This window comes from Cerasicoccus maritimus, from assembly GCA_031296935.1.
In the GTDB taxonomy this organism is placed as follows: Bacteria; Verrucomicrobiota; Verrucomicrobiia; order Opitutales; family Cerasicoccaceae; genus Cerasicoccus; species Cerasicoccus maritimus.
The window spans coordinates 60,843-74,552 of the sequence record JAVDPD010000031.1 but is presented as its reverse complement, the minus strand read 5'-3'; the positions used below and the strand labels follow the sequence as shown (position 1 = coordinate 74,552).

General features: G+C 56.0%; 12 protein-coding genes and 1 tRNA gene. 4 read left to right on the top strand and 9 right to left on the bottom strand.

The annotated features are described in order from the left end of the window. From RBB62_RS17250 to RBB62_RS17210, 9 genes are all read right to left on the bottom strand, one after another. Positions 1-233: transposase (locus RBB62_RS17250; protein ID WP_309400374.1), on the bottom strand; the 233-nt coding region annotated here is incomplete at its 3' end. Next, a complete protein-coding gene (locus tag RBB62_RS17245; protein WP_309400372.1) occupies positions 233-427 on the bottom strand; it encodes a hypothetical protein in 195 nt (64 codons plus the stop codon). The genes RBB62_RS17245 and RBB62_RS17250, both read right to left, overlap by 1 nt. A 238-nt stretch (positions 428-665) precedes the next feature. Next, a tRNA-Ser gene (locus RBB62_RS17240) sits at positions 666-755 on the bottom strand. A gap of 134 nt (positions 756-889) precedes the next feature. Continuing rightward, on the bottom strand, positions 890-2,878 hold the full coding sequence (locus RBB62_RS17235) for a hypothetical protein (protein WP_309400370.1): 1,989 nt from the start codon (positions 2,876-2,878) through the stop codon (positions 890-892). Between the two features lie 28 nt (positions 2,879-2,906). Then, positions 2,907-3,296 (bottom strand): hypothetical protein, encoded by a 390-nt coding sequence (locus RBB62_RS17230; RefSeq protein ID WP_309400369.1) that lies wholly within the window; start codon positions 3,294-3,296, stop codon positions 2,907-2,909. Positions 3,297-3,446: 150 nt separating this feature from the next. After that, entirely contained in the window at positions 3,447-4,178 is a 732-nt protein-coding gene (locus RBB62_RS17225; RefSeq protein WP_309400368.1) for a hypothetical protein, read from the bottom strand. After that, the gene (locus tag RBB62_RS17220) at positions 4,175-4,777 is read right to left on the bottom strand and encodes an RNA polymerase sigma factor (RefSeq protein WP_309400367.1); all 603 of its coding nucleotides are present in this window, start codon (positions 4,775-4,777) and stop codon (positions 4,175-4,177) included. Before RBB62_RS17220 ends, RBB62_RS17225 begins: the two co-directional genes overlap by 4 nt. A gap of 1,003 nt (positions 4,778-5,780) precedes the next feature. Beyond that, positions 5,781-6,902 carry a hypothetical protein gene (locus tag RBB62_RS17215; RefSeq protein WP_309400366.1) on the bottom strand — a complete coding sequence of 374 codons (1,122 nt, stop codon included), beginning with the start codon at positions 6,900-6,902 and terminating at the stop codon, positions 5,781-5,783. Positions 6,903-6,937: 35 nt separating this feature from the next. Further along, complete coding sequence (locus RBB62_RS17210) at positions 6,938-9,178, bottom strand: glycoside hydrolase family 3 N-terminal domain-containing protein (protein ID WP_309400365.1); 2,241 nt, start codon at positions 9,176-9,178, stop codon at positions 6,938-6,940. 205 nt (positions 9,179-9,383) lie between these two features. Between RBB62_RS17210 and RBB62_RS17205 the strand changes: the two genes are divergently transcribed. From RBB62_RS17205 to RBB62_RS17190, 4 genes are all read left to right on the top strand, one after another. Then, positions 9,384-11,297, top strand: coding sequence for a DNA translocase FtsK (locus RBB62_RS17205; protein ID WP_309400364.1), 1,914 nt, complete (start codon positions 9,384-9,386; stop codon positions 11,295-11,297). A 15-nt stretch (positions 11,298-11,312) separates the two neighbouring features. Further along, positions 11,313-12,719: a hypothetical protein gene (locus RBB62_RS17200; RefSeq protein WP_309400362.1), complete on the top strand. Its 1,407-nt coding sequence runs from the start codon at positions 11,313-11,315 to the stop codon at positions 12,717-12,719. Positions 12,720-12,756: 37 nt separating this feature from the next. After that, complete coding sequence (locus RBB62_RS17195; RefSeq protein WP_309400360.1) at positions 12,757-13,167, top strand: hypothetical protein; 411 nt, start codon at positions 12,757-12,759, stop codon at positions 13,165-13,167. Between the two features lie 85 nt (positions 13,168-13,252). Next, positions 13,253-13,657: a hypothetical protein gene (locus tag RBB62_RS17190; RefSeq protein WP_309400359.1), complete on the top strand. Its 405-nt coding sequence runs from the start codon at positions 13,253-13,255 to the stop codon at positions 13,655-13,657. Positions 13,658-13,710 lie beyond the last annotated feature (53 nt).

Sequence of the window (13,710 nt, the reverse complement as noted above, 5' to 3'; positions counted from 1 at the left end):
CAGCTGGCAATCAGCCCCAACTCGCGAAGCTTTGCATTGAAGAGTTCGAACACCGCCAGCATGCCGTCGGCACCCAATCGTTCCTTGAATGACCAGATCGTCGCGTGGTCGGGCGCCCCATCGCCGGGACGCAACCCCAGGAAGCGCAAAAAGCTGAAACGATCGATCATTTGGAACTCCGTTTCCTCGTCGGACAGGTCGAAAAAGCGTTGCAAGACAAGCACCTTGAGCATCAACAGCGGACACCACGGCGGCCTCCCGCCTTCTTCTGATCCCCGTAAGCCAAATGCTCTTCCAGCACCGGACGAAATGAATCCCAGTCGATCACCGCCAACCGATCCAGGCTGCTCTTACGCTGCGAAGCGGTGTCCGCATGCGACAAAATATCGAACAAATTACTTTGAACACTCCCAGTTTTTACGCGCATATCCAAAAACATTAGGACACAGTGGAGCTGTCGAGGTTAATCGAAGTGGCCTACAGTCAAAATTGTCATTATGGATATAATGATGATTTTGTAGAATCGCTTAAGTTTATTTCCCCCCAATAATAGGGGGAAATCCTAATGCACGCTGATATGACTGATATGACAGTCTTCCAATGCGATGTAATTATGATGTAACCCACACGCATAAAAAAAAACCTAAGTGCTTGATACTTAGGGCTGGCGGAGAGGGAGGGATTCGAACCCTCGGTTGCGTTTCCACAACACTTCCTTTCCAGGGAAGCACGATCGGCCACTCTGTCACCTCTCCGTGTGTCGCCATAAAAGGCAAAGGGAATGTATATGCTTAACTGAACATGTCTCGTCAAGCCCTGATCATAAAAAAACGACCAGATTTTTCCGGTCGTTTTCAAATGCATAAGGATAGATTTAGATTGCAGTGAGCTAGCTGCCAGCCGTGGTCGTAGCAACGCTCGAGGCGCTGGGGCGAATGTCATCCATGATTTCGTTAGCTACGCGCTCAATGCCGTGATGGCTGATTTTCGAAGTCGGATAGATTTCTTTAGCCTCCAGGTAGCGGGTTAAAGCCAAGGCGTACTGTGCCTTACTTTCCGCCTGTTCTGCGCGATCAATGGCACCGACAAAATCTGCTACTCGCGGCGCTAGCTTAGCTTGGGCACGGGCGAGAACGTGGTCGTCCGAATAAATCTTTTCCGCGTCGGCCAATGTTTCCCAGGCAGCATAGGAATGCCCCTGCCCGTCTAGCTCATTGGCACCGACAATAAGGAAGTCCACGCGGGCAATTTTGTCCACGGCCTCCTTGAGCTGTTCTCGGCGAACCGGGTCATTGATCAGCGCTCCACTAAACTTGGCGCTCTCTTCATAGATTGCACGATAGTCTTTGCGGGCAAACATTTCGTCGAACATCATAGAAGCTTGGGTGCCGATGTCGGCCTTGTTGGCCATCTCGCTCATGTAGGACTTGATCGCTGGATTTTGCGGCCAAAGGCCAGTTGCGCGTTCAAGCATAGTCTCGGCTTTAGCGTAGTCCCCCTGCCCGACGGCCTGGCGGGCTGCCATGAGTGACAGATTGCTCATGCGCTGCACGGACTGCACGCCGGAAAGGACTTGTGAGGCAGGAAAGTCATAAGCCAGCTCTTTGGCTTTGGCCGTAACGTTCTCAATGCCGGTGTAGTCCTTGTGATCGAGCAGCACTTGTAGTTCGCGGGTGATGCGGTAAAGCTCTAGCAACTTGCGTTTTTTCTCTGCTGGGAACTGTAGCACTTCTGGCTGATATTCGCCGAGGAAGAAGGTCTCCTGCAAACGCTCCAAGGCGCCAAAAAGTTCATTGCTCTCGTAAAGGCTTTCGACCGTCTTCATGCCAACGCGCACGTCAGATTCGGCCTCGCGAGCCATCAACTCGACCGTTTCGACGGTGGGCGTAAAATCCGAAATCGGTACAAAGCCCGCCATTTGCTCGCTACCAACGGTGATTGTTTGATGAGAACCCTTAAATGCAAAGCGGTAGAATTGAGCAGCGATTTGGCAATGCTCAAAACGACGGGACAACAGCAGGTTAACGAGCTGTGACTGAAATTGTAGCTTGGCGGCTTGTCCATTGGCAACCTTCAGCGTTTCCATGGCCGCGAGCTTGGCATCGATATTGACAAGTTCTTGCGCTTTGAGAGCTGTTTCCGTCACGCCATCATAGGCTTCGCCCGTATGCCGCCCCTCTGCTTTCAGCCGCTGACGTTTTTCAAAATCACTCTCGTCCTGCGCAGAGTAAGACAATAACTGGCCTTCCGTCTCTTCTCGCTCCTCGTTAATGAGTTGGTGTGCGCGTGTCAGATTGTTGTTTTCGTCGCGAATGCGCCAGACGTTGTAGACTTGACCTGCGACCGTCAGCGAAATGCCCTGGTCCATCTCGTAGCGACCAGCCTTAAACAGCATTTGCCAGGCTTGGAAAATTTCATCATTGAGCGTGGCGGTGTCCTTCATGCTGTCCTCGCCGGCGAGCGAGAGCAGTTGCCCCATGCGCTCCAAAATGCTCAGATAGATTTCTTCATTTTGAGTCAGGTCTGGCGTCGCCAAATAGCGCTCAAAGCGGGCACGAGCGGCGCGGCTGTTGCCGAGGCTGAAGGTGCGGCCTTTCCAGTTAAAGGTGCCGTCCTCGAAATTGATGGAATCGCTATCCACATCGAACACGCGATCAGCCATATTTTCTGTGGTCTGACTTTCGAACAAACCTGCACCCGAACCAACGTTCATCACGTTGTTTTGGTTCCCTCCGGATTGTGAGGCGTCTGTGCCGCTACCGGTGTCTGAGCCGCTCCCAAAGAAGTTGGGTGAGCCGGCACCGGGATTGTAGGCTTGGCCCAATAACAAGGAGGCAGAGGAAAGAATTAGGGCGAAGATGCGGATTGGCTTGTTCATGGCGGCGAACGGTAAGATGTGGCGAAGTTTAATATTTTTGTAGATCTATAACATAGAGCAGTCCGCCTTCCCCCACGTTGACATCCATGTGGTAACGTTGCCCGGTGTGAATGCTATCCGCCAAGCCATCTTCCAAAAAGACAGGAATGGATTTCCCCTCGCTCTTAACCACGAGCAGGCGGCCGAGACCAGGGCGATAGACTAACATAGAATCCACCTGCGCATCAACTTGGTAGCTGTTGCCCAAAAAGTTTTGCGGTGAGGCCAGATACGCGGCTGTCGGGAATGGTTCAAGGCGGGACCGGGAGCTGCCCTGTAGCACCAGCACAAGAACGATGACGATGGCTGCGATTACACCAACTACAGCTACGGCTACAGTGGCATTGAATTTTCCTGGGCGATTGGTGCGAACTAACATTAGGGGAGAGACTGCGTTTGGGTCATCTACTTAAACCTACAGAATTAGGGAAAGTTGCACACTATGCCAAGTGAAATGATGTATAAGATACTATATTAAACCAGCAATTCACCCCAGGCACCTTGCTTCGTGAGAAAATCCTGGCACTGCCTAGTAGGCGAAGCCGACTACTGCCCCAGCGCCTTGAGACTCTTCGACTAAAACGATTGGTGCGGCAGTGCCGGGCAGCTGTCGTAGAGGTATGCTCGTGTTGCGCCTCTCCAAGAGCTCTGCTGGCTCAGGCATGTGCGGAAGCGCTGCCTCCAGGGCTTGCCCTAGGCTGAAAATATTGCTCTCGGGCACAGATTGTAGCGGCCGAATCTGGACTTCACCTTCGTCACGGTAGGAAACCAGCGCAACAGCGCGGCCACTTTGGTCGACCAGCAGGCGTGAGCCACTGCTGCCGGAATGTAGCTGCGCGAGCAGGTGTTCGCGAATATCGTCCGCAGATCCTTCGGCCAATTGAGTATCAGACAATTGCACTGCCATCTCTTCCACCGAGTCCTGATACAGCAGGCCAACAGTGACTACGACTGCAGCAGTGGCTGCGGTAAATTGACCAAGGAGCACAATGCCCTTTCGGCGTTCCTCGAACTGCACTTTGGCGTCATTGATCGCGCGGGTGGCGCGTTGAGTCAAACTACCACGGCGAAGGCCTGCCTGCGGGTTTCCGCAAATAAGCGCTAGCGCCTGTTTTTCCGCATTATGAATCCGACGCAGGGCTTCAAACTGTTTCTTACGCTCAGCCTGGCTCAGTTCACTACGCAACAACTGGAAGTCGCGAGGGCTAATCTCGCGGTCCAAATAAAGGTTAACTAATTCTTTAAATCGGCCTTCCGTCATTCGAAATCACGACCCAGTTTTTCACGCAGACTGTCACGAGCGCGGGCAATGCGGCTTTTAACCGTCCCCACGCTAATGTTCAGCTCTTCCGCAATCTCCTCGTAGGACAGATTGTAAACATTCCGCAGTTCGAGGATTTCCCGATGCTTCGGGTTGAGGTCCTTCATGCGATTGGAAACTTCCGCCACGAATTCATTCGTGAGCGTTGCCTCGCCGGGATCTTCTCCTTCGGCCGGCAGAATGTCTTCCAGTGTCGAGGTGGTGTCGTCACCCAAGGTCTGGTCCAAGGACACCGAAGCGCTGCGCTTGCGGCGGAACCAATACCAGTATCGATTGTGCGAGAGGTTGGTCGCGATCTGATAAAGCCAGGTCGAGAACGAGGAATCTCCACGGAAATTCTCCAAACCCTTTTGTGCACGTACGAAGGTGTCTTGGGCAATCTCCTCTGCGTCTTCACGATTCTTCAGAAGGTGAAAGGCGCGGGCGAAAATACGGTCCCAATACTTAGTGACGACCTCATTAAATGCGGCTGCATCCCCACTGCGGTAGCGTTCCAGCAGGATTGCATCTACTTGCGCTTGTTCATTTGAATCAGCCATAGCGTTTAGGGATTAGAGTAAGCCGTTAAAGTTTTGTTCCTGATTATTCTACTTAATATCACTAATTCATCAAGAATGAACCGAGTGATGTGTGATTAGTAGCACTTCAACGCCATTCCTGACGAAAAAGATGCATAATCCCTAAATAAAACGACCGTTTGACGCAAGCCCTTAGCTTCCATCGAACCCAAATTTTCGATTTCGGCCTCATAAGTGACATTCATCGCCTATTTTGCCCTCGCTTGGGGGACCAGGGGGGGGTAAATCGGCCTTTCACCAATATTATCAAAGAACAAGATTCCCGCCCGCTCGCCATATTGTTGGCGCAGGAGGGGTGCAGGCAGCTCAGGGGCCACCGGCTGGAGCGCGCCGGGCAATGCAAATAGCGTTCGTCGCTTGAAAACAAAACACTGGCAAAACCGGCAACGGCTCACACGTCAACGCTGCGCTAGGCAGACTGGCAATAGAGCGTCCGGCGAGGAGTTTTGTTTGCGGCAACATTGGGCGTCGGGCACCGGGCATTTTACACCTACCCGGCGGCGAATAGGCCCGTTGACGCAAATCTCTCACGCCGGCGACTCGAAAGCCCCCGCATGGCGTCGACTGGGATACCTCGGCAACGTCGCTAAGGCGGATGTTTTTGGGGGAGGTTCATAGGTCTATAGGTGGGTAAGTGGATAGGTTTGGGAGCTACGAGGGGTGAGTTGGAGTGGCAGGAGCGCGAAGCTTCAGCGAGTGCTACGTTTGATGAGCCCGATCCAGAGGGGCAGCATAAACACTCGCTGAAGCTTCGCGTTCCGACAGCGAGGCAGCGCGAACAACCGATTATGTGATCAATACAACACTACCCCATTCCACTCTTCACGCCAAACAAAAAGTGAACGCACGAGCATTTTATTAGTGAATAGCTTTCACGATTAACTCGCGTTGGACAGCAACGACTTACATGCACAAAAATGATGTTTTCATCACTTTTTTCGTACATAAATATGGCTATCGCCAATTACTCCGACTCGGATGTCGGTTTAGGTTTGGCCACCATTGGTCCTTTCCCACGAGCAATTAATGCAATTCGCTTACTGGGTGGGTGTATGAGGCAAATTTGATTCTCACCTATTTGCGCGACAACGTAGTCTCCCTCAAGCTGGGTTGCATTGCGTATCGGCCAAGCAGCAAACGGCAACTCAAGTGAGAAATGCACTTTTTCTCCTGTCACCAAGTTGTTTCCGTTTAGGCCCTCGATAGACCAAAACCCAGTATAATATTCCCAAACATTTGACTGCGATATGCTTGGGACAGCACCGAAATTGAACCACGTGTTACTAGCAGTCTCAGAGTGACCTTCCGCCATACGCCACTCGACCGGAGCCAAAGCAGAGAAATTTTCCAAAACAATCAATTCTTTCTCTCCCCCGCTCTCACCTTGGTCGCAATGGACGAGCAGATCAAATCCAGATCTTTCACGCGTACGCGCAAATAACCTGTCGCTCAATCCGTGAGCCTCAACTTCGGCAACGACCTCAACGGTGCCCGGTTTTTTGATATCCAGACGGAAGACTTGATCCCCCTCAAGGCTGATGAAATATAAATCGCAGGGCTCAGAAATCGCCATATCGTCGAACGACACAACTTCAAGGTCGGACAACAGCGTTGTGCCACTCGCCATCCAATACCATCCAACGAGCGCAATGTAGCTGATAATATTAACTACGATTGTCGCCATAACCGTTTGAGACAATTTTCGCTCGCTCCTCCTCAGGGCAAACCAGACAAACGGAAACTCAAGCAGCAGTGTGATCAAAAAAGCAAGAATCACAAATGCCACAATCCAGGATTGTATGTTCAGGATGGTGATGTCTGTCCACGAAGGAAGGTGTTTGGCAAAGAGGAAACCACCTGCCCACGCCGAGGCGTAATTTGCTGCTACGAGCAACAAAATCGACCTGAGCTTCGAACCCCCAAACAGAATGGCGAGCAAAAGACCCTCGCCTAGTCCGATCAGGGCATTGCCGAGCACCAGATGTGCCATTGAGGCCCACATCAGCGGGGTGCCCGCATTGGCAGATGCGCTCAGAGGAAGGAGGACGAACAGAAATGTCAGTGATAGATAGCGAAATTTCGTCATTTTCTACGAATAACGAAGATGAATTCAAATGGGCCCTACTTCACCTCAAACGACGTCTTGAGCAAATCGCAGTCACGGCTGCTGCTGCCGACTTGTAGCTCGAACTCACCGGGCTCGACGACACGCTGGCCTGCTGCGTTGACGATGGTGCACGCCGACACCGGCAGCGACAGGCTGATGGCCTTGCTTTCGCCGGGCTCGAGATCCACCTGCTGGAAGGTCTTGAGCTCCTTGTTGACCCACGTGGCCGAGGTCACGAGATCGGCAATGTAGGCCTGGACGGTTTCGCGGCCGGCGCGCTCGCCGGTGTTCGTCACCGTGACCGAGAACTCCAGTATATCGGTCTCGCTCAGCGTAGGTTGCTTGATTTGCAAGTCGCTGTAGGCGAAGGAGGTATAGCTTAATCCGAAGCCAAAGGCAAAATGCGGGTCCTGCGTCAGGTCGGCGTAGCGGTCGCCATGCTGACCGCGGACTTGATTGTAATAAATCGGCTGCTGGCCCACGTGGTACGGGATGGAAACCGTCAGGCGGCCCGAGGGATTGAGCGCGCCAAAGATCGCCTCGGCAATCGCCTGCCCGCCCATCATACCGGGACTGAACGCTTCGATGATCGCGGCCGATTTTTGCACGGACTTCGGCAGCACGAGCGGCTTGCTGTTGATCAATACCACGACCAGCGGCGTGCCGGTTTTCGAGAGCGCATCGAGCAGCTCCAGTTGGCCGCCCTGCATTTCGAGAGTCGCCGTGGAGCGGCATTCGCCAAAGAGGCGCTTGTTGTCGCCGACCACGACCACGGCTACGTCCGCGGCCTCGGCGCTTTTGACGGCTTCTGCGATCATGGCTTCGTCCGGCTCGGCGATTTCCAGGTAGCGGCGCTTCACCTGGCCATCGTCGTAGCCGTCGTCTTCCTCGGTATCCGGGAAGAAGGTCAGCTCCGCACCCTTGGAGTAAGTCACCTCGCATCCTTCGCCCGCCAGCGCCTTAACGCCATCGAGCAAGGTCTTGGTGCACTCGCGCGGGTGGCCATCGGGAATCCACTCCACCTGGCCGCTGTTGCCAGCCCAATCGCCAAGCTGCGCCTGCGGGTCGTCCGCATTCGGCCCTATAACCGCAATGCGCTTGAGCGCATCAGCCCGGAGCGGCAGGAGGCCGTCGTTTTGGAGGAGAATGACGGAGCGGCGGGCGATTTCCACGTTCACCGCGCGGTGTTCGTCGCAGCCGATGACGATCTTTTGTCGTGCGATATCCGGCTTGCCCGGGTCTTCAAAGAGGCCCATGCGAAACTTCAGCGTGAGGATGCGCTCCACGATGGCGTCGAGCTCGGCCTCTGTGGCCAGGCCTTCGGCAATGGCTTCCAAGCCCGCCTCATAAAAACCGGGCGTGGCCATCATCAAATCGTTGCCACTCTTGATTGCGAGGGCGGCGGCTTCCTTGAGCGTCGGCACGACTTTTTGCTCCCAATGCATGCGGCCAACGTTGTCCCAGTCGGTCACGAGAATGCCCTGAAAGCCCCACTCTTCCTTGAGCACGTCGTTCAGCAGCCAGCGGTTGGCGGTGGATGGCACGCCTTCGATCGACTGGTAACCCGTCATGAACGACAGGCAACCTTCGCGGGCAGCGCGCTCAAACGGCGGCAGGAAGAAGGAGCGCATTTTACGTGGACTGGTGTCTGCCTCGGAGGCGTCGCGCCCACCCTGCGTCTCGGAGTAGGCCGCAAAATGCTTGGCGCAGGCCAGGATTGCTTCGGGGTCGTCAAGACCCTTGCCCTGGTAGCCGCGAATCATCGCGCAGCCGAACTCGCCAATCAGGAAAGGGTCTTCGCCGAAGGTTTCTCCGACGCGTCCCCAGCGCAAATCACGCGCAATACAAAGCACCGGCGAGAAGGTCCATTTTAGACCGGTCAGGCGGACTTCCTTGGCCGTGATGCGAGCAGCTTCCTCGATCAGCTCGGTATTCCAGGAGCTTGCCATCGCCAGCTGGGTCGGGAAAATCGTGGCGCCGCTGTGGAAAGAATGCCCGTGGATGCAGTCATCACCGAACAGAATCGGAATGCCCAGTCGGGTTTCGGCAGCCATGTCCATCGCTTTAGCGGCACCTTCGTTTTGAATGTGCAGCAGCGAGCCAACTTGCTTCTGGTTGATGAGCTCGTTGAGGTCGCCACGGCCACCATCGAGCTGCATGACTTGCCCAACTTTTTCTTCGAGGGTCATGCGGCCAAGCAGGTCGGCCACGCGTTCATCAACAGAGCGGGAGGGATCTCGGTAGGTTTCGGACATGATTAAATGTTTCTGTCTGCTTGCTTAATGAACGTTGCCGCCACAGGTAAACCGTATTCTGCCTCAGCTCGATAGTTTGACTAATCTATCGTGACGCTGATTAACGCTGCTTGAGCCAGGAAGGCGCGAAATCGTGCATTTTCTCAACTATGCCCTTGAAGAGATGCGCGAGAATCGGCTTTCTGGACCGTTTTCAAACTCCAGAATGTTTCGTTCGCTCACTGGCAACATAACGCAAAGCAGACTCACCGACCGCCTAAAGCAGTGGGTGACCTCATTCGCGCAGCCCGAAGAGGAAGTCGCAGACGAAGAGCAGGATCACGATTTGGAGCAAAACACGGAGGGCTTGCCAGCAGACGCTAGAGTAAGCCACGAGGAACTCGCCACCGAGCCCGCCGTCAGCGAAGAAGAGCCCGAGGACCGCGAAGCCGTTTGGCAGGAAGAATGGAACAAGCTGGCCGAATGGACCGCCGAACTCGACGAGCAAATGGCTGCCCGTCAGCAACGCAAGAAGGCCCACGCCAAGCGCATGGCCGAATGCCATTTCCGCATTGAAACCATCCTCGCCGCCAAGAACGAACCGGAGCCGGAGGAAGCAGAAGAGGCGGAAGCTGCCGACGAAGCGCCCGCGCCAGTCGTCGCCGTAGAACCAGAGTCCAAGCCCGAGCCCATCGAAGGCTACAAGGAGGAAGACCTCGACGGCTATCAAGCGCCGACCCTCGGTTTCCTGGCCGAGCCCAGCGCCGACGCCGCGCCTTCGCTAGACGACGCCGAACTGACCGAGCAACGCGATGCGCTGCAAACCACCTTTGACAACTTTGCCATCGATGCGCTCGTTTGCGATGCCACCGTCGGCCCTCGCGTAACCCAATACCGTGTCAAGCCCGGCTACGGCGTCCGCGTGGAGACCATTGCGAACCTGGACAACAACATCGCACTCGCGCTTAAGGCCAACGCCGTTCGCGTGCAGGCGCCGATTCCGGGCGAGCCGTTTGTCGGCATTGAGGCGCCCAACCCGCGCAGCCGCGTGATCATGCTGAAAGAGGCGTTCATCGGCGACGCGTGGAAGACAAATCAGCATCAGCTACCGGTCGTTTTGGGCATGGACATCACGGGCCGCATCCAGCTGCTCGACCTCGCCAAGGCACCGCATTTGCTGATCGCGGGCTCCACCGGCGCAGGTAAATCCGTCTGCATCAACAACCTGATTTTGTCGCTCCTTTATCGCTTTAAACCGGGCGAACTGGAGCTCGTGCTCGTGGACCCAAAGCGTGTGGAGTTTGCGATGTACAAGGACCTGCCGCACCTGATCCACCCCGTGGTGGACGACGCCAAGCAGGCCTGCCAGGCGCTCAAGTGGTTGGTCCGCGAAATGGAGTCTCGCTACGAGCGCATGGCCACCAAGCGCGTGCGCAACATCATGGGCTACAACGAGAAGGCCAAGAACGAAGGTTTCGATCCCCTGCCCTACATCGTGCTCGTGATCGACGAAATGGCGGACCTCATGATGACCGCCAAGGACGACGTCGAAACGCCGATTGCGCGCCTCGCCCAGATGTCGCGTGCGGTGGGCATTCACACGATTTTGGCGACGCAGCGCCCGAGCGTGAACGTCATTACCGGCGTCATTAAAGCGAACTTCCCGACCCGCGTGGCATTCAAGGTGTCGTCGCAAATTGACAGCCGCACAATCCTCGACGGCAAGGGCGCGGAGACCCTTCAGGGCAAGGGCGATATGCTCTTCACTCCGCCCGGGCAATCGCGCCTCATGCGCCTGCAAAGCCCGTTTGTGGACGACGACGAAATCCTGCGCGTCACGGACCACCTCCGCGAGCAAGCGCCGCCGCGTTACCGCGTGGAGTTGCATGACGAAGACGCCCCCGATGGCGAGCAAGGCGAGCTGTTTGAAGAAGGCGCGGACGACCTGCTCATGGACGCGCTGGCCGTGGTTGCGACCACCGGCAAGGCCAGCACCAGCTTTCTCCAGCGCAAGCTCAAGATCGGCTACAACCGCGCCGCCACGCTCGTCGAAGAGCTGGAAGTCCGCGGGCACATTGGGCCGCAAGTCGGCACGGCGCCGCGCGAAGTATTCATCACCCCGGCGGAGCTCCCGCGTTAACCTCAAGACTGCCCGATGAAGTTACCGCAAAGTGTTGAAGATCTGACCAAGCTGGTTGAACGTCATGGCCCGGACGCCGTGGCCAAGCAGTTCCGCAAGCCGCCGATCCCGAGTTCGCTGCTGCGCGAAGCCAGCCAGTCATCTCCATCCAAAAGCGTGTGGATTTTCCTCGCCCGTTACATGCTCACGCCGAGTAGTGTGCTCGAGGAAATGGCGCGGCAAAATGCGGACTTTCCGGTATCGGTGCTAGTCGTGCTGGCGCAAAACCCGCGCACACCGCCAACCGAGCTTTCCGTGCTGCTCCACCACCCCGAGGCCGAGGTCCATGCAGCCGTCGCCGCAAACCCGAATCTACCTGCGCGCGACATGGCCGCCCTGCTCGATCAGGGCAATGCACTGGTCGCTCGCGCTCTGGCCAGCAATCCATCGCTCAAGCTCAATGCGCAGGCACGCCTGGCCGCCTATGGTGATCCCGCCACCCGCGTCGCGCTGACTCAGAACAAGGCTTTGCACCCGGATTTATGGGTGGCGCTGTCCTCGGACCCAAGCCCGATTGTGCGCTTCACCCTCGCCGCCGCGAGCCACGCGCCGGACGACTTGCTCCCGTTCTGGGCTGACTCCGATCGCGAAGAAATCCAGCTCGCGCTGCTGAGCCGTTCATCGCTTTCGGAGAAGCTGCTGAAGGCGCTGCTGCTGTCGCCGCACGCGAGCGTCCGCCAAGCTGCCGCAGAGAAATTGACTTTGGGCGATGTCGAAATGCTGCGCTTGAGCCAAGTTGATTGCGTGGACGAGCGCCGCGTCATGGCTGCGCGCACAGATGTCCCGGCCGCGATTCAGCATCAACTCGCTCTGGACGACTCGATAGAGGTCCGCGAAGCCCTCGCGATGAACGAGGCTATCTGGCCGGAAGTCGCGGAGTTCTTCGTTTCAGGCGAAGACGAGGAAGCCTGCCTGGCACTGTTGAACAACCCGGCCATGCCCGAGGCGCTCTACGTGGAGCTCGCCTGGCAGAACAAGCCCCGCATCATCGCGGCCTTGGCCAGCAACGACCGCACGCCAGTTGAAGTGCTGCAATATCTGGTTAACGAACGCCTGTCGCCGGAAGCGATTTTCCACCTGGCCGCCTGCCAGAAAAAAGCGGTTTGGATGCGCGGTGATTTGGCTGATTCACTTGCCAACACCGTGTCGCCGTCGCTGCGTTGCCTGGCGGCACATGCGCAAGCGCTGTCTTTGCAACAGCGGAATTTACTCAAAGACGACCCGGCACCGCGTGTCAAAGTTGCGGCTTACGAAACAACGCCCGACCGCACATCTCCCGACGAGATGTCTATGCCCGTCTCGGACAAAATTTCAGCCTGCCTTGCGCAGCTGCAAAACCTCATTTTCAAAACTCCCGGCGAGGACGATGAGTCCGTCGCCTAAGTTTACCTTTTAAAAAGAAGCTAACCCTCAAAACCATATGATGGCTAAGAAAAATACTAAAATAGTCGAACTAAGCCGCAACGACATCATCCTCGGCGCCGATGCGGAAATCATCCGCGCCGCGCTCGAAGCCCGCGAGCAAATCGACGTGCTGTTGGCCGAACGCGCCGAAGCTTATCGTAAGATTGCTGAGCTGGAATCCCAAGTCGATGAGCTGCTGGGCGAAGACGATGAGTTCCCCTACCCAGCCCCGGAAGAACCAGTAGCGGAATTCCCGGTCCAGAAGAAAATCGCCAAGAAAAAGCCGAAGCCCACGCCTGCTCCAAAGCCCGTCGAGCCCTTAGCTGAGCCAGCTCCGGAATCTACTGACGAGCCCAAGTCCGAAGAGGCCAGCGACGACTCTGCCAGTTCCGAAGACGTCGACGACAACACTCCGAAAAACGACTAATTTCGCTCTGCGCATTGCTCGAGTCCCCATAGGCGGAATCGATCGCGCAGAATGATTAGCACCCCACACGGGCTCAAGTCACTGCATGGCATTGACCACGCAACAGCGCATTAAATTACAGGAACTCCTGCTCCAGCGGGAGGCTCTCTACGCGCGCATTGCCCAAACTGAAGCCCAAATAAACGAAATCCTTGGGGACGAATATCCCCTGCCGCCGCCTCCCGTGGAGGTCGCACAATACGGTAAGCCCAAGAAGGCTGCCAAAAAGAAAAAGCCGAGCAAGGCCGCCGCGATTCGCTTACGCGCATTGGAGGGCCAGGAAACTGCCTACCGCATCTGCTATCAGGCCAGCGCGAATATGGCTGACGAAGCCCACGAAGACCGCAAAGCGATCACCAGCTACCTGGAAGCGCCGATGGCCGCGCATTTAATTGAGCGCATCGAAACGATCGATGCTACAGGCGCAGCATTGGACTCCATTTTTCCATAAAATCACGCACTTCCAGTGCGCTACGCTCAAGCCGCCTTGCTGGACACGAAAAA